Here is a 21434-nt window from a genome sequence, read left to right as displayed (position 1 = left end):
CGCTGGCACATCACATAATCGCGCTGAATCCTCTCTGGGAGACGGTCTTGCCAAGCGCAGCCCCCGAATCGTCAGTCCTGCTGGTCCAGTTATCCGACAGCCACCTGTTCGCCAAGGCGGACGGGGCGTTGCTGGGTATGAGTACCCGGGACAGTCTGGAAAAAGTCGTTGAGCGGGTGCTGGCCGAGCAGCCGCAGATTGATCTGGTCGTTGCCAGCGGAGATATTTCTCAGGATGGCAGCGTCGAGTCTTACGAAGCGTTTCGCCAGATAAGCGGGAAAATTGCTGCCCCTGCGCGGTGGTTCGCAGGTAATCACGACGAATTGCCGCAGATGGAGCATGTTGCACAGCGCGACGGCCTGCTGGACCCTGTGATTGATATCGGCCAATGGCGGATAACACTGCTGGACTCGGCAGTGCCTGGCTCGGTGCCGGGTTTTCTGGCTGCCGGACAATTACAGCTGCTGGAAAAATCGCTGAGCGAAGCGCCTGACCGGCATCATCTGGTCTGCCTGCATCACCATCCGGTGGCCATCGGCTGTGAATGGATGGCGCCCATCGGCCTGCGCAACGCCGATGCGTTGTTTGCGGTGCTGGATCGCTTTGCACAGGTGAAGGCCGTGCTCTGGGGGCATGTGCATCAGGAGTTCGACGAGATGCGCAATGGCGTGCGCCTGCTGGCATCTCCTTCTACCTGCATTCAGTTCGCGCCGGGCAGCGTGGACTTCAAGGTGGATACCTCGGCGCCGGGCTATCGCTGGTTGCGGCTGCATGACGATGGACGCCTGGAAACCGCAGTTTCGCGCGTGACCGGTATGGCGTTCGAAGTGGACTACGGCGGCACAGGGTATTGAAGAATGCGCAGGTCGACACGTTTCCGGTGAGGTGTTGTAGCGTGACTCCCTGTAAACTACACGGCTTTGCCCTGCACTCTGGAGCGATAGCGTGACCAGCGACACACCTTCATTGCTGTATATCCACGGCCTGAACAGCTCGGCCCTGTCGAGAAAGGCCTGCCAGCTGGTGGCGCTGATGAAATCGCTGGGCTTGGCAGATCGCCTGCAAGTGCCTGAACTGCATCACCATCCGCTTCAGGCCATGCTTCAACTCGAGTCCGCCATAAAGACACTGGGCCGCCCATTGCTGGTCGGAAGCTCGCTCGGCGGCTACTATGCGACTCACTTGGCGCAGCGTCATGGCTTCAGGGCCGTGCTGATCAACCCGGCGGTCAATCCGCATCAGCTGTTCGACGGGTTTCTCGGCACGCAGCAGAACCTGTACACCAGCGAACAATGGCAGCTGACCGAAGACCATATTCAGGCGCTGGCGGAGCTGGAAGTCCCGGCGCCGCAAGACCCGCAGCGCTTTCAAGTGTGGCTGCAGACCGGTGACGAGACGCTCGATTACCGTCGCGCCGAGAAGTTTTACCGGGCCTGCGCCCTGCGCATTCAGGCGGGCGGTGACCACAGCTTTCAGGGGTTTGCCGAGCGGCTGCCTGCGCTGTTGAGTTTTGCCGGCTTTGCACCCGATCTACTGCAGACGATCGACCTGTCGGCACTGTAGGTGATCGATGCCCGGTCACATGAATGCAAGAACATTGAATCCCGAAATTTCATGAAAGCTTGATAACGAGAACCCATGGCCAATCCCAGCGCTAGCTCTTATAACGCAGACGCCATCGAAGTCCTCTCGGGCCTCGATCCGGTTCGTAAACGTCCGGGCATGTACACCGACACCTCGCGGCCCAATCACTTGGCTCAGGAAGTCATCGACAACAGCGTCGACGAAGCCCTGGCCGGTCACGCGCGCTCGGTGCAGGTCATCCTGCATGCCGACAATTCACTCGAAGTGTCCGACGACGGTCGTGGCATGCCGGTGGATATACACCCGGAAGAGGGCGTGTCCGGTGTTGAACTGATCCTGACCAAGCTTCACGCCGGCGGCAAATTTTCCAACAAGAACTATCAATTCTCCGGCGGCCTGCACGGCGTGGGGATTTCGGTGGTCAACGCGCTCTCCACCCAGGTCCGGGTGCGGGTCAAGCGTGATGGCAACGAATACGAAATGACTTTCGCTGATGGCTACAAGGCCACTGAGCTGGCAGTCATCGGCACCGTCGGCAAGCGCAATACCGGCACCAGCGTGTATTTCGCGCCTGATCCCAAGTATTTCGACACCCCGAAATTCTCGGTCAGCCGTCTCAAACACGTGCTCAAGGCCAAAGCTGTGCTTTGCCCGGGCCTGCTGGTCAGTTTCGAAGACAAATCCAGCGGCGAGAAAGTCGAGTGGCATTACGAAGACGGTCTGCGCTCTTATCTGCAGGACTCGGTCACAGACTTCCTGCGTCTGCCGGATGAGCCTTTCTGCGGCAGTTTTGCCGGTAACAAGGAAGCTGTCGACTGGGCACTGCTCTGGCTGCCGGAAGGGGGCGACAGTGTTCAGGAAAGCTACGTCAACCTGATCCCGACGGCGCAGGGCGGTACTCACGTCAATGGTTTGCGCCAGGGCTTGCTGGATGCGATGCGCGAGTTCTGCGAGTTCCGCAATCTGCTGCCGCGTGGCGTGAAGCTCGCGCCGGAAGACGTCTGGGAGCGCATTGCCTTCGTCCTCTCGATGAAGATGCAGGAGCCACAGTTTTCCGGCCAGACCAAAGAGCGTCTGTCGTCGCGTGAAGCGGCAGCGTTCGTCTCGGGCGTGGTCAAGGACGCCTTCAGTCTGTGGCTCAACACTCACTCGGAACTTGGCCTGCAACTGGCCGATCTGGCGATCAACAACGCCGGTCGTCGCCTCAAGGCCAGCAAGAAAGTCGAACGCAAGCGCATCACTCAAGGGCCGGCGCTGCCCGGCAAGCTGGCCGACTGTGCCGGTCAGGACCCGGCGCGCTCCGAGCTGTTTCTGGTCGAAGGTGATTCCGCAGGCGGTTCGGCCAAGCAAGCGCGCGACAAGGAATTCCAGGCGATCCTGCCGTTGCGTGGCAAGATCCTGAACACGTGGGAAGTGGACGGCGGCGAAGTGCTTGCCAGTCAGGAAGTGCACAACATTGCGGTCGCCATCGGTGTCGACCCAGGGGCTGCCGATATCAGCCAGCTGCGTTACGGCAAGATCTGCATCCTTGCCGACGCCGACTCGGACGGGCTGCACATCGCCACGTTGCTGTGCGCGCTGTTCGTCCAGCACTTCCGTCCGCTGGTCGATGCTGGCCATGTCTATGTCGCCATGCCGCCGTTGTACCGGATCGATCTGGGCAAGGAAATCTACTACGCGCTGGACGAAAGCGAGCGCGACGGGATTCTCGACCGTCTCGTAGCCGAGAAGAAGCGCGGCAAGCCACAGGTCACCCGATTCAAAGGCTTGGGTGAAATGAACCCGCCGCAGCTGCGCGAAACCACCATGGACCCAAATACGCGGCGTCTGGTGCAGCTCACGCTGGACGATTACGCGGCAACGTCGGAAATGATGGACATGCTGTTGGCCAAGAAGCGTGCAGGTGACCGCAAGTCTTGGCTCGAATCCAAGGGCAACCTCGCCGAGGTTCTGACTTGATGCGAGCCTGGCTCGCTCTTCTGGTTCTTGTGGTCGCGCCGGTTTTCGCCGCCCCCCTTGAAGTCCTGAAGCTGCAATCCGAGCATCCCGTGGACGGCATGGTGGGTGGAAACCTTTCGGGCCTGGCCATGTGCAACGGTCGGCTCTGGACCGTTTCGGACCGTGACGACAGTCTGCTTTACAGCCTTGATGTCTCTGGAAACACCTGGAAAGCCGAGCTGCAAAGCATCGACGTGCCTTCGCCGCAAAGCTTTCTGCCGCTGGATTTGCGCGTGCTCGCTCGTGTTTCGGCGCTGGTGCGCGGCGGCGATCTGGATTTCGAAGGTGTCAGTTGTGACTCTGCCGGTAATCGCTACCTGGTCAGCGAAGCCTATGGCACGGTCCTCAAAGTACCGGTCAGCGGTGCGCCGTCATGGCTGCCGTTGCCCGAGGATCTGATCGAACAGGCTCGCGCTCAAGGCATGCTGCAGCATTTCAATGCCATCTTCGAAGGGATCGCCGTGAGCCCTGCCGGTGACCGCATCTGGCTGGCTGCTGAACGCGAGAAGCGCGGCTTGCTCATGACGCGGCTTGATGGGCGGCAATGGAGCTGTGGACAGAGCTGCGTGTTGCTCTCCGAGTCAGGCCAGGACAGGCTGCCGGCAGAGCAGGGGGGCAAGAGTGTATCCACGGACTTTTCCGACCTGTCGCTGTACAACGACAAGCTTTTCACGCTGGAGCGCGCAGTGTACCGAATCTGTCGGCGTGACCTTCAGAGTGGTCAAGTCGAACGCTGCTGGTCGTTCGCCGATGAAGCGATGGTGCCATCTCGACGCTACGATCAGCCTTATGGCCTGACGGAGGCGCTGGTGGTTGATGCGACCGGCGCATGGGTCGGCATAGACAACAATTTTGGTGCCCGCGCCGATGGCGAGAAGCGCCCGATTGTCTGGCGCTTCGCGGCGCCACAGGACGGCTGGAGCGCAGGTCAGTGAGCGAGATACAGCCCGGCAAGCGCGCTGGCAAGGTATTGATGATCATGGCCTGGGCGGCTGGCCTGTTTCTGGCGACACGCTTTTTCGGCGATTGGGAAGACAGGCAGCAAAACCCTAATGCTGTCGTGACCTCGCAACACGGAGACGGCTATATCGAAGTGCAGCTGATGGGCAATCGCCAAGGGCATTTCGTCAGTACTGGCCAGATCAATGGCCGAGAGGTGGAGTTCATGATCGATACCGGCGCGACCGATGTCGCCGTACCCGGCGACATGGCTGACCGCTTGGGGCTCAAGCGCGGTCTGCCGGTCACGGTCAGTACCGCCAACGGTAATAGCCAGGGTTTTCGCACCACGCTGGACCGCTTGCAGCTGGGCGATATTGTCCTGAACAACGTACGCGCGCTGATAGCCCCTGGCCTTGATGGCGAGCAGGTGCTGCTGGGCATGAGCGCAATGAAACAACTCGAATTCACACAGCGTGGCGGTAACTTGCTGCTGCGCCAGTCAACGAAATGATGAGGCCCGCATGAGCGACTCCCTTGACCTCAGCCTGGACGGCGTAGAACGCCGATCGCTGGCTGACTTCACCGAACAGGCCTACCTCAACTATTCCATGTACGTGATCATGGACCGTGCCTTGCCGCACATTGGCGACGGCCTGAAGCCAGTGCAGCGACGCATTATCTATGCGATGAGCGAACTGGGTCTGGGCGCCGACGCCAAGCACAAGAAGTCGGCGCGTACCGTCGGTGACGTACTCGGCAAGTTTCACCCGCACGGCGACTCCGCCTGCTATGAAGCGATGGTGCTGATGGCTCAGCCGTTCAGCTATCGCTACACACTGGTTGACGGGCAGGGGAACTGGGGTGCGCCGGATGATCCCAAATCCTTCGCCGCCATGCGTTATACCGAGGCGCGCCTTTCGCGCTACTCCGAAGTGCTGCTCAGCGAGCTGGGCCAGGGCACGGCTGACTGGGTGCCGAACTTTGACGGCACCCTCGATGAACCTGCAGTTTTGCCTGCTCGTTTGCCGAATATCCTGCTCAACGGCACTACCGGCATTGCAGTCGGCATGGCTACTGATGTGCCGCCGCATAACCTGCGTGAAGTGGCCAGCGCCTGCGTTCGCCTGCTGGATGAGCCCAAGGCCACGATTCCAGAGCTGTGCGAACACATTCTAGGGCCTGATTACCCGACTGAAGCAGAAATCATCACGCCGCGCGCGGACCTGCTGAAAATATACGAAACCGGTCGTGGCTCGGTGCGCATGCGGGCTGTGTATCGCATTGAAGATGGCGATATTGTCGTGACTTCTCTGCCGCATCAGGTTTCCGGTGCCAAGGTGCTGGAGCAGATCGCAGCGCAGATGCAGGCCAAGAAACTGCCGATGGTCGCCGACCTGCGTGACGAGTCGGACCACGAGAACCCTTGCCGTATCGTGATCATCCCGCGTTCCAACCGGGTTGAACTGGACGAGCTGATGCAGCATCTGTTCGCCACCACCGAGCTGGAATCCAGCTACCGGGTGAACATCAATATCATCGGCCTGGACGGCAAGCCGCAGCTCAAGAACCTCAAGACTCTGCTCAGTGAGTGGCTGACCTTCCGCATCGGTACAGTGCGTCGGCGTCTGCAGTTCCGTCTGGACAAGGTCGAGCATCGCCTGCACCTGTTGGACGGTTTGCTCACGGCGTACCTGAATCTGGATGAAGTGATCCATATCATCCGTACTGCCGAGCATCCAAAGGCCGAGTTGATTGCGCGTTTCGGCCTGACCGAAATCCAGGCCGATTACATCCTCGACACCCGACTGCGCCAATTGGCGCGTCTGGAAGAAATGAAGCTGCGCAGCGAGCAGGATGCATTGCGCAAGGAGCAAGCCAAGCTTCTGGCGCTGCTGGGCAGTGAATCCAAGCTGCGCAAGCTGGTGCGCGCCGAATTGATCGCTGATGCCGAAACGTACGGCGATGATCGCCGTTCGCCTATCGTTGCTCGCGCCGAAGCCAAGGCGCTGTCCGAAAATGAACTGATGCCGACCGAGCCGGTGACCGTCGTGTTGTCGGAAAAAGGCTGGGTACGCTGCGCCAAGGGCCATGACATCGATGCCACTGGGCTTTCCTATAAGGCGGGCGACGGTTTCAAAACCTCATCGATAGGGCGTTCCAACCAGTTTGCCGTGTTCATCGACTCGACCGGGCGCAGTTATTCGGTGCCTGCCCACACCCTGCCGTCCGCACGCGGCCAGGGCGAACCGTTGACGGGTAAGCTGCAACCGCCGCCGGGCGCGACATTCGAGTGTGTATTGATGCCGGAAGACGACGCGCTGTATGTGATCGCTTCCGACGCAGGCTACGGTTTTGTGGTCAAGGGCGAAGACCTGCAAGCCAAGAACAAGGCTGGCAAGGCGCTGTTGAGCCTGCCCGCCGGTGCCAAGGTCATCCTGCCGCGACCTGTGCCTGACCGCGAGCAGAACTGGCTGGCAGCAGTGACCACCGAGGGACGCCTGCTGGTCTTCAAGATCAGTGATTTGCCGCAGCTGGGCAAAGGCAAGGGCAACAAGATCATTGGTATCCCGGGCGAGCGGGTCGCCAGTCGCGAGGAATATGTAACTGATCTTGCGGTGATCGCGCAGGGCGCTACGCTTGTACTCCAGGCGGGCAAACGAACCCTGTCGCTCAAGCCCGAAGATCTTGAACATTACAAGGGAGAGCGCGGTCGTCGTGGTAATAAACTGCCAAGGGGCTTCCAGCGGGTCGACGCATTATTGGTGGAAAATAGCTGAAAACATTGATCTGGCACCAGCGTTCTTCGTTTTGCCATGAAGTACGATGCATAATCGCTGGAGTCAGATGGCATATTCACGGATGATATGGGGTCTTGGGGTGCATGCGTGGCTCAGTGCCTGCATGCGTCTTGAAAGCACTTATACCGTGGCCAGTCCGTGGGCGGCCACTTGGATGGGATGATGAATTTTCTACGCCTTCCCCTGATCTTGCTGATGACAGGCGTCCTGGGTCTGGCTGGTTGCAGTATGCGCCAGCCGACCGCGCTTTATCAGCTCGATAGCGGTGAGCCTGGTCAGCCGAAACAGAGTAGTGGTCTGGCAGTATTGCTGGGTCCTGTTTCGGTGGCCGACTATCTGCAACGCGAAACCCTTCTGCAACGCCAGCCTGACGGCACCCTGACTGCATCGTCCGACGGGCGGTGGGCGGGCAATCTGTCTTCGGATATCGACCAGTTGCTTCTGCGTCAACTGGCCTGGAAGCTGGACAGCCAGCGCGTTGTGATGGCGCCTGCGGTTGCCAATTTCACACCGGATGTCCAGGTCGTGTTATCGATCACCCGACTGGACTCCGGCGCCAAACAGCCTGCTGTTCTGGATGCGCAATGGCGCCTTCTGGATCGCAAGGGCCATGTGCGCGACAGCCGGCTGGTGCACCTCGAGCAGGTTCACGCCGGCAGTTCTGCTGATCAGGTCAAAGCGCAAGGCATGCTGCTGCAACGCTTGGCCGATCAGGTCAGCACCGCGATCAAGCCGATCTCATGGCAGCCGCTCGAAGAGCCGAAAAAGGCTCCGGTCGCCAAGGCCAAAGAGCCTGACAGGCCACGGATCCCGATGGCATCGCCGATACGTACCGATCTTGAAGTGTTCCGCTTCTAGCACCGGACAGACAAAAGAGCCCGCAGCGATGCGGGCTTTTTGTTGGGGACATGTCTTGGTTTTGATGTGTGTTTTTTTGGGGGGCTGACAGTCCATTCGCTGACAAGTCCGCTCCCATCAAGTCCGCTCCCACAAGGGCGGGGCTGTTGGACATCGCGCGGGGGCTGATCTGCGCATGCTGTCGTGCCTCCGCAGAGCAGCGGCACTAGAGTCAGCCAGGTTTGGTACAACGCTGAGTTTCAGACGCCCACGCAGGTGGGCGTCTGACGGTGTCAGGCTTTGTTGGCGTCGTGCATGCGCGCCAGTTGGCGTTCGAGCATTGACGGGTAGGGCTCCATCAGACGTTCCACGCAGCATGCGCCTTCAGGGCTGGCGATGGGACGGATGCGGGCGCGTTGGCGGATCAGCGGGTCATCGTTGATGCGGCGTTCGACCAGCAGCAGATTGCGGCTGTGCTGAGACAGCGCCAATGCGTCCTGCGCGGTTTCGGTCAGCAACAGGTCGATCTGACTCAGGTCGCTCAGGTTTTCACCCAGGGTCAGGCCCAGCTGCAATTGCAGAGTGATGCCGCTGTCCGCCACTTCGATCTGCAAGGCGTGACTCAGTGCCCGCAGCAACTCACCGCAGCAGATTGCATTGGTCAGGTAATCGTCGCCGCTTTCATGGCTGTGGAACAGCATCAAGGTGCTGCCGTCATTCAAGGTGTGCAGCTCACCCTCATACACCGAGGCGGCCTGATCGAGGCAGTCGCGGTAACGTTGCAGCAATTCGCTCAGTCGCGCACGAGGCAGGCGGCGCAGTTGATCCTGTGAGCCAAGCTGCACGGCCAGCACGGCGCTGTCATGTGGTTCTCGCTGAACAACCGGAGCAGCCGCCGGACGCTCTGTTGGCGAATTGCCGGACGTGTCGCGCAGGTCTGCGAACGGGTCTTCCTCGTCCTCTTCATCCTCCTCGGCAACGATGCGGCGCTGCACGGGCGGCGCCGGCAAACGAGGCTTTGGCTCGCTGACTGTCGAGGTGCGTGTCGTCACTGGCGGTGCAGGTCTTTCTTCAGGCTCCAGATACGGGTCGTCGCCTTCGTCTTCGTCGTACTCGGGTTCAGGCACCGGTTCGGGTTCGGGTTCCGGTGGCGCGAACGAACTGCGCAACTGCCGGGCCAGATCGCCGATTTCATCCTGACGATCGGTAGCCGGCGTGTACGGGTCAATGTTGCGCAACCAGATACGCATCTGCATCAATGGCGTAGAGATATGACGGCCAAGACGCAGGCTCAGGGCCAGCGCCAGTGCCAGCAGAATACCGGCCAGAATGCCCATGCTTTGCAGGCTGATGGTCATTGGCTGCTGGAACTGCGACATGTCGAGGCTGATGCGCAGGTGCCCTGCCATCACATCCTGGAACGTGATCTTGATTTCATACAGGCCCTGAGCCTCACCCAGAATCCCGTTTTTCGGGCGCTGGCCGGCTTCCGCAAGAATGCGGTTATCCACGCTGTAGATGGCGGCATGCGCCACCAGCGGGTTTTTGACCAGATTGCCCAGCAGCACGTTGAGACTGAGGATGTCGTTTGACACCAGCAGTTCGGTAGCCGACGTGGCCGTCTGCGTGGTCAGGGCCTGCCCCAGTGCGTCAGCCTGCTCATGCATGGCCTGCTTGAACTGCAGACCCATGACACCGGCGTAGATCACCAACGCCAAAGCGACCAGGATCACGTTATGGCTGGCAATGCGCAAAGCGATCGGTACACGGCGATGACGCAGGGCACGAAAGATGAGCAGGAAGAAATTATCGGTTTTAACAGGCGTGGGCCGGTTCACAGAGCACGGCTCTTTCGGTGAAGTTGTCGCGCAGTATAACGAGCGACCCAGTGGCGGCAAAGCGCTGCCTGTGCCCGATGGTCGTTGAAAGTGGTTAGAATGCGGTTTTTTTCCACTGCGGGGGTGCGCCTTGCGCGAAATCGTCCTGATTAACATCACTGGTGCAGACCGTCCCGGTCTCACCGCTGCCATTACCGGCGTCCTCGCTCAGGGTGGCGTGAACATTCTCGATATTGGTCAGGCGGTGATCCACGACGCTCTGTCTTTCGGCATCCTGGTTGAAATTCCGGATACCGTCGAAGGTTCTTCCGTGCTCAAGGACATCCTGTTCACAGCCTACAAGCTGGATCAGCAGGTGCGTTTCACCGCGGTGTCCGAAAAGGATTACCAGCACTGGGTCGACGGCCAGGGCAAGGCGCGCCATATCGTGACGCTGCTGACCCGCAAAGTGACTGCCGAGCAATTGCAGTCTGTCAGCGCCATCACGGCAAAGTACGGGCTGAACATCGATCAGATCGATCGCCTGTCCGGTCGCATGCCGCTCGATACGCCTGCCGACAAAGGCAAGGGCTGCATCGAGTTCACGGTGCGCGGCGAGCCGGCCGATCCGAAAGCCATGCAGGCTGAGTTTCTGGCGGTGGCACAGGCGCTGAACGTCGATATCGCCTTCCAGCAGGACTCCCTGTTCCGTCGCAACCGCCGTCTGGCGGTGTTCGACATGGACTCGACCCTGATCGAAGCTGAAGTGATCGACGAACTGGCCAAGGCCGCCGGCGTCGGCGAACAGGTTTCCGAGATTACCGAGCGAGCGATGCGCGGCGAGCTGGATTTCAGCGCAAGCTTCAAGGAGCGCCTGGCGCTGCTCAAGGGGCTGGATGTCAGCGTGCTGGATGACATCGGCGCTTCGCTGCGGCTGACCGAAGGCGCTGAAACCCTGTTCGCCGAGCTCAAGCGTCTGGGTTATAAAACAGCGATTCTGTCAGGTGGGTTTACCTACTTCGCCAAACAATTGCAGGCGAAGCTGGGCATCGATTATGTGTATGCCAACGAACTTGAAGTGGTCGACGGCAAAGTCACCGGGGTTGCTATCGAGCCCATCGTCGATGCCCAGCGCAAGGCAGACTTGCTGCGCGAGCTGGCGCACAAGGAAGGCCTGAGCCTGGAGCAGACCATCGCGGTCGGCGACGGGGCCAATGATTTGCCTATGCTGGCGATTGCCGGGCTGGGTGTGGCCTTCCGGGCCAAGCCGCTGGTCAAACAGTCGGCCAGGCAGGCAATCTCGACACTGGGGCTTGACGGGGTGCTGTACCTACTGGGCTTTCGCGATCGCGAAGGGCGGCGCTGAGTCGGGCGCCGAAGATCGTCGTGACACCGCAACAGGTTGCGACGATTACAGCGTGCCCCATAACGAGTCGAACTCTTGGCCGGGCTTCGACTTCTCGTTGACGGCTGCCTTGGGCGCCTCGTAAATCTGATACTCGAACTGGTTGTAACTGGCGCTGCTGATGCGCCGGTTGCTCAGTGAGGCACGGCGCTCTTCACCGTTGACGTTGATCATCACCTTGCTGCCTTCCATAAACGGCAGGCGCGGTGCGAGTACGGTGGGCGGTTTTTCCATGGCGCGCACTTCCGGCAGCATAAGGGTCCGCAGGTACTGGCTGTTCTGCTGCTCGCGAATCAGTTGCATGCCGCATGGCTGGGCGAACGGGGCGATCAGCTCGATGCCCATTTGCGTGCCGCCGCTACGCACCTGGCGAACCCAGCGCACGATGGCGATGCTCCAGCCATGGCCCGAATCATCCTGAATACCCACCAGCTCGCCAGCCTGCAACTGTTGCGGCACCTCTCTCTGCCACGCCAGACAATAACCGCCCGGGCTATGGTTGACGATATTCAGGTCGTACGTGGGGAATGAGTGCTGGCTGTTGGACGAGGATTCGCTGTCGCCGTCGTTTTTCGGGTACTCGATCTCTTCGTATGGCAACAGGACGGATGAGGTATTGCCTCGCTGCGTGTCAAAAGCGGAAGACCAGGGATCTTCCTCGGCCTCGTTGACAATCTTCAGCGAAAAGTCCGCAGCACTGGTGGTATTGCTCAGTTGCAGCAGTTCGCTGAATGACTTTTGGCCTGCGACATAAAAATGCAGCGCGCTCATGCCTATACACAGCTTGAGCGTACCCTGACCTGCGGTGCGCTGAAACGTACGCTCTGCCACGTCACCCCATGCCGCCGCCAGATGCTGCAACAGGTCGGTATTGATACCGGTCGGGATCAGCAGCCTGGAAGGGGAGCGCTGGTCGTCGGGCAGGGCCAGGTACTGGTTGATCGCTTCCGCCAGCGCCTGAGTGTTGATGCCCAGCAGCCCTTGGGATTGCTCGTCCGTGAACAGGGTGCGGTACAACGGCGGCTTGTCGACCGTCGGGTCGAGTGCGAACAGACTGCTTTCCTGCGCAGGCGATTGCAGCCTGACCAGCGGGCTCCAGGCCTCCAGCGCGTCGGCCAGTTTGCCAATGTTCAATTGGCGCATCTGATTACAGCGCGAGCAGCCCATCAGCAGCGCGATTACATACGTCTGCTCGACGCTCAATGCTTTGGTGTGATGCGCCAGCGGTTCGTCGATCAGCGTGTTGTGCAACTGGTATTGGCGAGCGATCTGGTAGATCTGATGCAGCTCGAGCCAGAGGCCGTCCTGAACCGGACAGTAAAGCTGATTGGCGCGAATCAACGGCCCGTTGAGCCCGTGCAGTGCTCTTTGCAGCGCGGTGCCGAACAGTGTGGCTTGATCTTTTGTGTAGCGAGACGCTACCTGCTGGATGATCTGTTTGTAACCGGTGGCCAGATGGTTTTGCAGGGCCTGGCAGAGGTTGGCGACCTTGCGTGGCCGTTCGTCGAGCACGATGGCCTGATTGAGAAAATGACGTTCGAGGTGTTTACAGACGAAATACACCTCGGGCCGCAGCAGCTCCAGCAACTGCAGACGGTTCTCGCTCGGTGTGATCAACTGGTTCAGCTCGGTCAGCCCTTGATAGAGCTGACGTGCCATTTCCCCCAGGTTTGCCTTGGGCAGCCTGGATATCCAGCGTTTGAGGTCGCGGGGCGTGGCTTCACAGAATGTCAGGCTCGACTGCGCTGGCGTGGGGGCACGCAACGACAGTGGGAGGCTAAAATTACTCATGTGAAAGGCTGACTCCAACGACTCACTGGAACGGGCGGCGACAAAAAGTGGGCAAGCGACATCATCGTGCCGCACAGATATGTCAGAGGTACGCCACAATTGTGCGAGGTATCCTACAGCACCGAATGAGTGACTTTACCAGCATCATTGCAGTCGCGCAGTAGGCGTGGCTTTGTGCCACCCTTTCCAGTCTGACCTTGCATGGGGCTGCCGTCCAGACAGCGCCCATGTATTTTTCAGTTCCAGGCAGGTGCCAGGTATCAGGCTTGCTTTGGGAACGCCAGTGCCTGACCCATCTGCACTTTGGAAGTGGCCTTCAGTTGTTCTGCCCATTTCACCTGGTCTGGTCCAAACAGCACGATGACCGTGGAGCCAAGTTTGAAGCGGCCCATTTCTTCGCCAGTCTTCAGATGGATAGGTGCACGCGCTGCTTCATCGTAGCTGAATGTCTTCAATTCGCGCTTGGGCGGCGTCACCAAACCGGCCCAGACCGTTTCGACCGATGCCACAATCATCGCGCCCACAAGCACTACAGCCATAGGCCCGCGCTCGGTATCGAACAGGCAAACCACGCGCTCGTTACGGGCGAACAGCTCAGGAACGTTTTCAGCAGTGGTCTGGTTGACCGAAAAGATTCGGCCCGGGACGTAGATCATTTCGCGCAGCGTGCCGGACAGCGGCATGTGTACGCGGTGGTAATCCTTCGGCGACAGATAAACAGTGGCGAACTCACCGCCCATGAAAGGCGCAGACAGTTTTGGATCGCCGCCCAGTAGCTCGAGGACACTGTAGCTGTGGCCCTTGGCCTGGAAGATGCGACCGTGGTCGATCGGGCCCAGTTGGCTGATTGCCCCGTCGGCCGGGGAAAGAATCGCGCCGGGTGTGGTGTCCAGTGGACGGGCATCGGCTTTCAGTGCACGGGTGAAGAAGGCATTGAAGTGCTCGTACGACGTCAAGTCCTCGACCAGCGTCTGTGACATGTCGACTTGATAGCGGCGGGCGAACCAGGCGGTGAAGGCATTCTTGAACCAGCGCACACGGCATTCGGCAACGCAGCCGGCCAGTCGGGACAACAAATGATGTGGCAGCAGGTACTGACTGAGAATAAACAAACGGTCTTTCATTGATAGCCCTGAAGAAGAGTGTCCTGAAGAGGAATGCCCTGAAAATTTCTGAGAGGTCCGGCCCGGTTCACTGGAGCGCACAGGCTCGACGGTTTCGGCTGGCTGCACAGGTGCCGCTGGTTTGGTGAGATCAATTGTGTCAAGGGGCGCCGAAACCGCGTTTGGCACTTCGACCGGCGTGTCTGCCAGGTTGCCCCACTCTCCCCAAGAGCCTGCGTAGGCCTTGACCCTCGGATAGCCAAGCGCTTTTGCCACCAGATAGGTAAAGCCCGACCGGTGGTGGGTCTGGCAATGGGTAATCACTTCCTTGTCGGGAGTGATGCCCAGATCACGCAGGATTTGCGGCATGTCCTGACGAATACGCAGGTTGCGCGCCTTGTCCATGCCGGCGGTCCATTCAAAATTGACTGCGCCAGGTATGTGGCCGCCTCTGGCTGCGACCACTTTTTCGCCCGAATACTCGGTGGGCGCGCGCGCGTCCCAGATCGCCAGGTCGTCTGCACCAAGGCGACTCTGCAGGTATTCGCGGGTGGCGGTTGGCTCATCGTGCAGCGTCAGTGTGACCGGGCCGCCTGCGGCAGGCGGAGTCTCGGTGCTCATGGGCAGCGATTCTGCTTCCCAGGCCAGAACGCCACCGTCCAGGTAGTGATAGCGATGATGGCCAATGACATCAAGGAGCCAGATGAAACGGCCGGCCCAGCCGCCGCCTTCGTCATCGTAGACGACATAGACCGCATCGGGATTGTGCCCCAGCTCGCCGAACAACTGCTCCAGCCCGGCCGTGTCAGGCAGCAGACCGGGGGCGGGCGGTTTGCCCAGTTGGGTGCGTTTGGGGTCGACGAAGCGAGCACCGCGAATATGCCCGGCTTCGTAGCGAGCGCTGCTGGTCAGATCCACGAGAATCAGTTCTGGGGCGTCGAGACGCTCAAGCAGATCGTTGGGTTCGATGACCAGCGACAAGCCAGTGAATTCGGACATTTGCAGCCTCCGATGAATAGAAAGACGCGAATTGTACGCCAGGCCTCATGCTTTGCGATGACTAAAGATGCCAAGAGCCCGTTCAATACATTGCGCGGTTTTTCCGAACGCCTGAACGGAAATTTCCGACAGCGCGCCGCCGCCCTGATCGGCCACGACCAGCAGCATGACTTTGCCATTGTTGCTCAGCGAACGAATCAACCAGTGCTGGCCGTTGAACAATGCCTTGAGCGATGCAGGCAGCAGCGCTGCGAATTGGGCATTGTTGGCAGGAGTCATGCGCAGTTGCGTCGGCTGAGTCAACAGGCGTTGTAACACCGTGCTTTCCTTGACGAAAAGCTGCAAGGCGGCTGTTTCCTGGGGCAGGCCGGCAAGTTGATTGACGCGCAGCACTGATGACGTCTTGTCCAGCATCAACAGCATGACGCGCTCCATGCCGCAGGCCATGAATGCATCGCGAGCCGAGGTTGTCAGGTGCATGGCGTTAATGAACGGCGTCGGTTCCTGGAGCAGTTCTGCGCAGTTCTTGCGCCACAATTGCAAGGCGTCTGCCGAGGGCGGCGGGGCGGGCTCGTTATCGCGTCTCACGCGACGCGCATCCCAGGGCCAGATCAATGATTCGGCAGGGTGCCATAGATCGTTCTCCGCATGAATGCGGGCACTGCCAGCCGCGTTCTGGTGCGCCTGTTGCTGCACCTCATCGAGCGGTTGTTGCAGATAAAGGCTGGTCAGGCGCTCCCAGCGCAGGCAATGCGGACTGTTCCAGGCCTGTTGTGCTGCCAGCGCCAGGCCGTTGCCGAGCAGCACGGTATTGGCGGGCTGATTAAGCCAGCGTCGAAGATTGGGGTCGGCGTCCATCAGCTGTTGCTGTTCCAGCGGGCTGCGGCCCTCGCGCGCAATGCGCAGCGCTCTGGCCAGTTCGTGACGTTCGTTGATCAGCAACTTGTAGCCACGTGTGACCCACACCGGCAGGCGCCAGAATTCGGCCAGCGCCAGACACAGTTCCAGCAAGTTGACGCCGAACAGCTCTTTTTCTACTGCAACGCTGGAGTGCCCCTTGTGGATAACTCGCAACTCAAGCTCTTCCAGCAGTTTCGGGTACGCCAATGCCATTGGCCAGAGCGGCGCGAGAAATAGCAGGCTGCCCAGATGGATGTCCTGCCACAGCCGCGCAAGACGGCTGGCAAACAGCCCGTTGGCCTGTTGCGTGGCGTGTTGGCTGACCAGTATCAGTTGGCGGTAAGCGGCAGGAATCTCTTCAGGTGGTTTGGCCGGCAGGCGGCCTAAAAGGACTTCGGTGCGCGCCAGGCCCAGACGGTTGATCGCGATTTCCAGGCTCTCGGCCTGCTCGGTCATGCCGTGCGTGTGATGGTTTGCCTCGCGCATCACGCTCAGCACCAGTGCAGGACTTTCCTGCATCATCTCGGCAATGTCACGCAGTGAACGGCGGCTGTCGTTGAGTGCGGAACGCACATGCGCGTGATTGGCGGCAGGGACTGGCAACGCGATACCGTCAAGCTGTTTGACCCAGGCGTCGAGCGTCTTCGGAACAAGATGATGCGATGTATGTGCTGTCGGCATTGGATGGCCTGTGCGACTGATTATCCGGGCGGGAAGACTGCCAGTGTGCTGGGTGGAACGGCCATTTTCACCTGTTGATTCGGCAGGCGAAATGGGTTTTTCACGAGAACCGGCTATAGTCTGGCCCAGATGGGCCGATAAGGAGAAGAAGAGATTCATGAACTTCCGCACTGTCCCTGAACCCGACTCTTAGTAAAGTATTTTCTCCTATGGCTAAAATCATCGGCATCATTGTCGTAATCGCGAGCATCCTCGGCGGATACGTGCTGTCCCATGGCAAGATCATGGCGCTGTTCCAGCCCTATGAGGTCTTGATCATCGGCGGTGCTGCGCTGGGCGCATTCCTCCAGGCCAACCCTGGCTACATGTTCATGCACGTGTTCAAGAAGTCGCTGAAGATGTTCGGCAGTCGCTTCACTCACGCCTATTACCTTGAGGTGCTGGGTCTGGTCTACGAGATCCTCAACAAGAGCCGTCGTGAAGGCATGATGGCGATTGAAGGGGATATCGAAGACGCCGCCTCCAGCCCGATTTTCACCAAATACCCGGGTGTCCTGAAAGATGAGCGCATGACCGCGTACATCTGCGATTACCTGCGCATCATGTCGTCCGGCAACATGGCGCCCCACGAGCTGGAGGGCCTGTTCGACATGGAACTGCTGAGCATGAAAGAAGAGCTCGAGCATCCATCCCATGCCGTCACCGGTGTCGCAGATGGCATGCCCGGTTTCGGTATCGTGGCGGCAGTACTGGGTATCGTAGTAACGATGGCGTCGCTGGGTTCGGGCGACAAGGCTGCGATCGGTATGCACGTAGGTGCGGCGCTGGTCGGTACATTCTTCGGTATTCTTGCGGCTTACGGCTTCTTCGGTCCGCTGGCCACCAGCCTTGCGCACGATGCCAAGGAAGAAATGAACGTCTATGAAAGCATCAAGGCGTCGCTGGTGGCTTCGGCTTCCGGCATGCCGCCTTCGCTGGCCGTCGAGTTCGGTCGCAAGGTTCTTTATCCACTGCATCGCCCCAGCTTCAGCGAGCTGGAACAAGCGGTTCGCGGTCGCTAAGTCATGGAAAATAATCAGCCGATTATCATCAAGCGCGTAAAGCGCTTCGGTGGCGGACATCACGGCGGCGCCTGGAAAATCGCCTTTGCCGACTTCGCGACTGCGATGATGGCGTTCTTTCTGGTGCTGTGGCTGATGTCGTCTGCCACGCCCGAGCAATTGCTCGCGGTCGCTGGCTACTTCAAGGACCCGGTCGGCTTCTCGGACAGTGGTTCGCCCTATGTGATCGACCTGGGTGGTTCGCCGGAAATGTCGCCGAACCAGACCCTCAATCCCGAGGTGCAGACCACGCCTTCACCGGACACTGTGCCCATTGAGGCAGAGACATCCGAGACCAAGGCCGAAGCGGTCGAGCAGGAGCGTCTGGAGATGCTGCTGCAGGAACTGCAGAACAAGGTCGAGGAAAACCCGCAACTGCAGAAGTTCAAAGACCAGATTCTGTTCGAGATCACGCAGGACGGCTTGCGTATCCAGATCATGGATGCCGAAAATCGGCCCATGTTCGACTCGGGTAGCGCCCGGCTCAAACCGTATTTCGAGGACATTCTGCTGGCGCTGGCCGACACCATCAAAAGCGTGCCGAACAAGGTCAGTATCAGCGGTCATACAGATGCAACGCCTTTTGTGGGCAGTGGCGGCTTCGGCAACTGGGAGCTGTCGGCCAACCGCGCGAACGCTGCACGCCGGGCATTGGTCGCCGGGACGTACCCGGATGCACAGGTGGCAAGGGTGGTGGGTTATGCCTCGTCGGCGCTTTATGACCACGAGAACCCAACCAATCCGGTCAACCGCCGCATCGATATCGTGGTCCTGACCAAAAAGGCCCAGCACCGTATCGAAGGCGATCAGAACTCCGGTGGAGCGCCAACCAAGCCTGCGCCAGCAGCACCGGTTACGCCCGCAGCGCCTGCTGCTCCGGGTATTCCGGGTATTCCGGGTGCTTCCACAGCAACACCGGCCGACCCGCAGGCGTATGCTCAGCCGCACGAGATTCGGCAGAAGCTGAACATTTTCGATGATGGCAAGCTGCGAGTAGAGCCGGCCCAGAACTGAGCCGCACAGATACAAAGACGCCGCGATCATCGCGGCGTTTTTGTGTGTGCGGTTTCAGCCGTCAGTAACTGTCTTGCGGCAGGCTGGCAATGATCGAGCGATAGCTGTTCATGCGCTGCTGTTGCACGCGGCCGTCTTCCAGACCCTTGAGCAAGGCACAACCCGGTTCGCGGTCATGCTTGCAGTCGCGGAAGCGGCAGGTGCCGATCAGGTCATTGAACTCGATGAAACCGGCTTCGACGTCGGCTCGGCTGACGTGGCCCAGGCCAAACTCACGAATACCGGGTGAGTCGATCAAGTCGCCACCACGCGGGAAGTGAAACAGGCGTGCGGTGGTGGTCGTGTGCGTGCCCTGACCGGACACCTCGGACAAAGGCCCGACCCGCGTATCGGTTTCCGGCAGCAGGCTGTTGACCAGCGAGGACTTGCCGACACCGGACTGCCCGACGAATACGCTGATATGGCCATCAAGCTGGCTTTGCAGCTTCTGCATGCCATCGCCTTGGTGCGCGGACACTTCCAGCACTGGGTAGCCCAGCGTGCGATAGACCGCGAGCAGCGCATTCAGCGCCGGCGCGTTCTGCTCGTCGATGAGGTCGGCTTTGTTTAGCAGCAGCAGCGGATGAATCCCGGCATGCTCGGCGGCGACAAGGTAACGGTCAATCAGGTTGGCATGCGGCTCGGGCATCGGCGCAAAGACGATCACAATCAGATCGACGTTGGCGGCCACGGGCTTGAGCTGCCCGCGGGAATCCGGACGGCGCAGTTCGGTGGAGCGGGGCAGTTGCGCGACGATCACGCCGATGCCCTGATTGCCGGCCCGCCAGACCACGCGATCGCCAGTAACCAATGCAGGCAGGTTGGCACGCAGGTGACAGCGGAATACCTGGCCGGCTGTCTCGCTTTCCTGGGCCTCTACTTCAACCTGTACGCCGAAGTGGGCAATGACCAGGCCTGTCTGCTCGGGACCGAGGTCGCCGCCTTCCAGTGTTTCGAGTGTAACGGACTCGCGTTTTGCTGCACGTGCAGCACGCTCGCCCTGAATTTTTTCGATGCGCCAGTTCTGACGTCGATTGAGTTGGCGTTTGGCCATGGGTGTTCCGATGTGATGTAACCGATGAATTAAGCAGTACGTTGGATCGGCAGGAGTCTAGCACGGCAGGGTGAGCTAAACTGCGCGCCTACGCTGAGGAGTCGACACATGCAGAACAAGCAGAACCTGATCTGGATCGATCTGGAAATGACCGGTCTGGACCCTGATACCGATGTCATCATCGAAATGGCCACGATTATCACGGACAGTGAGCTCAACACACTGGCCGAAGGGCCGGTGATCGCCGTGCATCAAAGCGACGAGACGCTGGCAAAGATGGATGAGTGGAATACGCGCCAGCACGGCGGTTCTGGCCTGACCCAGCGCGTGCGCGAAAGCACCATCAGCATGGCTGACGCTGAGGCGCAGACTCTGGAATTCATCAAGCTGTGGGTGCCCGAGCGCAGTTCGCCGATCTGCGGTAACAGCATCTGTCAGGATCGTCGCTTCCTTTATCGTCACATGCCGACGCTCGAAAACTACTTCCACTACCGCAACCTCGACGTCTCGACCCTCAAGGAACTGGCTGCTCGCTGGTCCCCCGAGCTCAAGTTCAAGAAGGGCAGCACGCATCTTGCGCTGGATGACATTCGCGAGTCGATTGCCGAGTTGCGTTTCTACCGAGAGCATTTCATCAAGCCGTGATCGAGTGAAAGCAAGGCATCGGTGTGCGGTGATTAATCTTCGCTGCACTCTTTCAGTGCGCAGGTTCGCTGGTTAGACTGCGCGCCTTTTTCGCAGAGTCGCCGCCATGTTGCTGATGCTTTATCTGATCGCCATCACTGCTGAAGCCATGACGGGCGCCTTGTCGGCCGGTCGACGCGGCATGGACTGGTTCGGTGTAGTACTGATCGCCTGCGTCACTGCGCTGGGCGGTGGTTCAGTGCGCGACGTGCTGATCGGCCACTATCCGCTGACTTGGGTGAAACACCCGGAATACCTGGTGCTGACCAGTGTGGCGGCCTTGGTGACGATCTTTATCGCCCCGTTGATGCGCCACTTGCGCTCCCTGTTTCTGGTGCTCGACGCCCTGGGGCTGGTGGCCTTCACCCTTATCGGCTGCATGACCGCACTGGAGGCGGGGCACGGGCTGCTGATTGCCTCAGTGTGCGGCGTCATCACCGGGGTATTCGGCGGCATCCTGCGCGACATCTTCTGCAACGACATCCCTCTTATATTCCGCCGCGAGCTGTATGCCAGCGTTTCGTTTCTGGCCGCGTGGTGTTTTCTACTGTGCCAGTACCTGCAATTGCCAAACGAGCAGGCCGTGCTGATCACCTTGTTCGGTGGTCTGCTGCTGCGCTTGCTGGCCATTCGTTTCCACTGGGAGATGCCCAAGTTCGTCTATAAAGACGAGCCTTAAGAGGACGCA

At 59.7% G+C, this 21434-nt stretch carries 17 protein-coding genes and 1 pseudogene; 12 read left to right on the top strand and 6 right to left on the bottom strand.

Annotated features, from left to right (window positions below; translation table 11 throughout):
- Positions 1-47: 47 nt before the first annotated feature.
- The 7 genes from cpdA to I9H09_RS21530 all read left to right on the top strand — a co-directional run bounded on the left by cpdA (position 48) and on the right by I9H09_RS21530 (position 8180).
- Positions 48-854 (top strand): 3',5'-cyclic-AMP phosphodiesterase, encoded by an 807-nt coding sequence (cpdA, locus tag I9H09_RS21560; protein WP_122347250.1) that lies wholly within the window; start codon positions 48-50, stop codon positions 852-854.
- A 91-nt stretch (positions 855-945) separates the two neighbouring features.
- Entirely contained in the window at positions 946-1563 is a 618-nt protein-coding gene (locus tag I9H09_RS21555; RefSeq protein WP_122347251.1) for a YqiA/YcfP family alpha/beta fold hydrolase, read from the top strand.
- Between the two features lie 75 nt (positions 1564-1638).
- Positions 1639-3543, top strand: a complete 1905-nt coding sequence (gene parE, locus I9H09_RS21550) for a DNA topoisomerase IV subunit B (protein ID WP_005888477.1) — start codon at positions 1639-1641, stop codon at positions 3541-3543.
- Positions 3543-4517 (top strand): esterase-like activity of phytase family protein, encoded by a 975-nt coding sequence (locus I9H09_RS21545; RefSeq protein ID WP_183136765.1) that lies wholly within the window; start codon positions 3543-3545, stop codon positions 4515-4517. The genes parE and I9H09_RS21545 overlap by 1 nt, the downstream gene beginning before the upstream one ends.
- A gap of 38 nt (positions 4518-4555) precedes the next feature.
- Positions 4556-5035 carry a retropepsin-like aspartic protease family protein gene (locus tag I9H09_RS21540; protein ID WP_162235245.1) on the top strand — a complete coding sequence of 160 codons (480 nt, stop codon included), beginning with the start codon at positions 4556-4558 and terminating at the stop codon, positions 5033-5035.
- Positions 5036-5045: 10 nt separating this feature from the next.
- A complete protein-coding gene (gene parC / locus I9H09_RS21535; protein WP_005888481.1) occupies positions 5046-7301 on the top strand; it encodes a DNA topoisomerase IV subunit A in 2256 nt (751 codons plus the stop codon).
- Between the two features lie 183 nt (positions 7302-7484).
- A complete protein-coding gene (locus tag I9H09_RS21530) occupies positions 7485-8180 on the top strand; it encodes a PqiC family protein (RefSeq protein WP_024670392.1) in 696 nt (231 codons plus the stop codon).
- A gap of 272 nt (positions 8181-8452) precedes the next feature.
- Here I9H09_RS21530 and I9H09_RS21525 read toward each other — a convergent pair whose 3' ends face one another.
- On the bottom strand, positions 8453-9997 hold the full coding sequence (locus I9H09_RS21525; protein WP_122312927.1) for a HAMP domain-containing protein: 1545 nt from the start codon (positions 9995-9997) through the stop codon (positions 8453-8455).
- Positions 9998-10127: 130 nt separating this feature from the next.
- On the opposite strand from I9H09_RS21525, the gene serB reads away from it, so the two are divergent.
- Positions 10128-11342: a phosphoserine phosphatase SerB gene (gene serB, locus I9H09_RS21520; RefSeq protein WP_005888487.1), complete on the top strand. Its 1215-nt coding sequence runs from the start codon at positions 10128-10130 to the stop codon at positions 11340-11342.
- Between the two features lie 45 nt (positions 11343-11387).
- On the opposite strand, the gene I9H09_RS21515 is transcribed toward serB, so the two are convergent.
- From I9H09_RS21515 to I9H09_RS21500, 4 genes and pseudogenes are all read right to left on the bottom strand, one after another.
- Entirely contained in the window at positions 11388-13172 is a 1785-nt protein-coding gene (locus I9H09_RS21515) for a molecular chaperone (protein ID WP_122347882.1), read from the bottom strand.
- A 260-nt stretch (positions 13173-13432) separates the two neighbouring features.
- Positions 13433-14296 carry an archaetidylserine decarboxylase gene (asd, locus tag I9H09_RS21510; protein WP_235662989.1) on the bottom strand — a complete coding sequence of 288 codons (864 nt, stop codon included), beginning with the start codon at positions 14294-14296 and terminating at the stop codon, positions 13433-13435.
- Positions 14297-14461: 165 nt separating this feature from the next.
- A pseudogene (locus tag I9H09_RS21505) lies at positions 14462-15274 on the bottom strand (rhodanese-like domain-containing protein); the annotation flags it as partial.
- A gap of 45 nt (positions 15275-15319) precedes the next feature.
- Complete coding sequence (locus I9H09_RS21500; protein ID WP_005888492.1) at positions 15320-16855, bottom strand: HDOD domain-containing protein; 1536 nt, start codon at positions 16853-16855, stop codon at positions 15320-15322.
- Positions 16856-17064: 209 nt separating this feature from the next.
- Between I9H09_RS21500 and motA the strand changes: the two genes are divergently transcribed.
- Together motA and motB are read left to right on the top strand one after the other, a co-directional pair.
- A complete protein-coding gene (gene motA / locus I9H09_RS21495; RefSeq protein ID WP_005888494.1) occupies positions 17065-17916 on the top strand; it encodes a flagellar motor stator protein MotA in 852 nt (283 codons plus the stop codon).
- A gap of 3 nt (positions 17917-17919) precedes the next feature.
- Positions 17920-18969, top strand: coding sequence for a flagellar motor protein MotB (gene motB, locus I9H09_RS21490; RefSeq protein ID WP_122347884.1), 1050 nt, complete (start codon positions 17920-17922; stop codon positions 18967-18969).
- Between the two features lie 61 nt (positions 18970-19030).
- Here motB and rsgA read toward each other — a convergent pair whose 3' ends face one another.
- On the bottom strand, positions 19031-20062 hold the full coding sequence (gene rsgA / locus I9H09_RS21485) for a small ribosomal subunit biogenesis GTPase RsgA (RefSeq protein WP_122347885.1): 1032 nt from the start codon (positions 20060-20062) through the stop codon (positions 19031-19033).
- A 108-nt stretch (positions 20063-20170) separates the two neighbouring features.
- Here rsgA and orn point away from each other — a divergent pair, with 108 nt between their 5' ends.
- Positions 20171-20707 (top strand): oligoribonuclease, encoded by a 537-nt coding sequence (gene orn / locus I9H09_RS21480; RefSeq protein ID WP_005888500.1) that lies wholly within the window; start codon positions 20171-20173, stop codon positions 20705-20707.
- A 106-nt stretch (positions 20708-20813) separates the two neighbouring features.
- Positions 20814-21425, top strand: a complete 612-nt coding sequence (locus I9H09_RS21475) for a trimeric intracellular cation channel family protein (protein WP_005888502.1) — start codon at positions 20814-20816, stop codon at positions 21423-21425.
- The last annotated feature ends 9 nt before the right edge of the window (positions 21426-21434 follow it).

Source organism: Pseudomonas tremae (assembly GCF_023278125.1).
Taxonomy (GTDB): Bacteria; Pseudomonadota; Gammaproteobacteria; order Pseudomonadales; family Pseudomonadaceae; genus Aquipseudomonas; species Aquipseudomonas tremae.
Note: the sequence above shows the minus strand (reverse complement) of the source record. Positions and strands in the feature narration are given on the sequence as shown.

What these genes read in the sequence shown, in the direction of transcription:
- I9H09_RS21475 (WP_005888502.1), top strand. Translation starts at nt 20,814, where the DNA reads ATGTTGCTGATGCTTTATCTGATCGCCATCACTGCTGAAGCCATGACG.
- I9H09_RS21540 (WP_162235245.1), top strand. Translation starts at nt 4,556, where the DNA reads ATGATCATGGCCTGGGCGGCTGGCCTGTTTCTGGCGACACGCTTTTTC.
- I9H09_RS21500 (WP_005888492.1), bottom strand. Translation starts at nt 16,855, where the DNA reads ATGCCGACAGCACATACATCGCATCATCTTGTTCCGAAGACGCTCGAC.
- rsgA (WP_122347885.1), bottom strand. Translation starts at nt 20,062, where the DNA reads ATGGCCAAACGCCAACTCAATCGACGTCAGAACTGGCGCATCGAAAAA.
- I9H09_RS21530 (WP_024670392.1), top strand. Translation starts at nt 7,485, where the DNA reads ATGAATTTTCTACGCCTTCCCCTGATCTTGCTGATGACAGGCGTCCTG.
- motB (WP_122347884.1), top strand. Translation starts at nt 17,920, where the DNA reads ATGGAAAATAATCAGCCGATTATCATCAAGCGCGTAAAGCGCTTCGGT.
- asd (WP_235662989.1), bottom strand. Translation starts at nt 14,296, where the DNA reads ATGAAAGACCGTTTGTTTATTCTCAGTCAGTACCTGCTGCCACATCAT.
- orn (WP_005888500.1), top strand. Translation starts at nt 20,171, where the DNA reads ATGCAGAACAAGCAGAACCTGATCTGGATCGATCTGGAAATGACCGGT.
- I9H09_RS21515 (WP_122347882.1), bottom strand. Translation starts at nt 13,172, where the DNA reads ATGAGTAATTTTAGCCTCCCACTGTCGTTGCGTGCCCCCACGCCAGCG.
- parC (WP_005888481.1), top strand. Translation starts at nt 5,046, where the DNA reads ATGAGCGACTCCCTTGACCTCAGCCTGGACGGCGTAGAACGCCGATCG.
- I9H09_RS21545 (WP_183136765.1), top strand. Translation starts at nt 3,543, where the DNA reads ATGCGAGCCTGGCTCGCTCTTCTGGTTCTTGTGGTCGCGCCGGTTTTC.
- motA (WP_005888494.1), top strand. Translation starts at nt 17,065, where the DNA reads ATGGCTAAAATCATCGGCATCATTGTCGTAATCGCGAGCATCCTCGGC.
- parE (WP_005888477.1), top strand. Translation starts at nt 1,639, where the DNA reads ATGGCCAATCCCAGCGCTAGCTCTTATAACGCAGACGCCATCGAAGTC.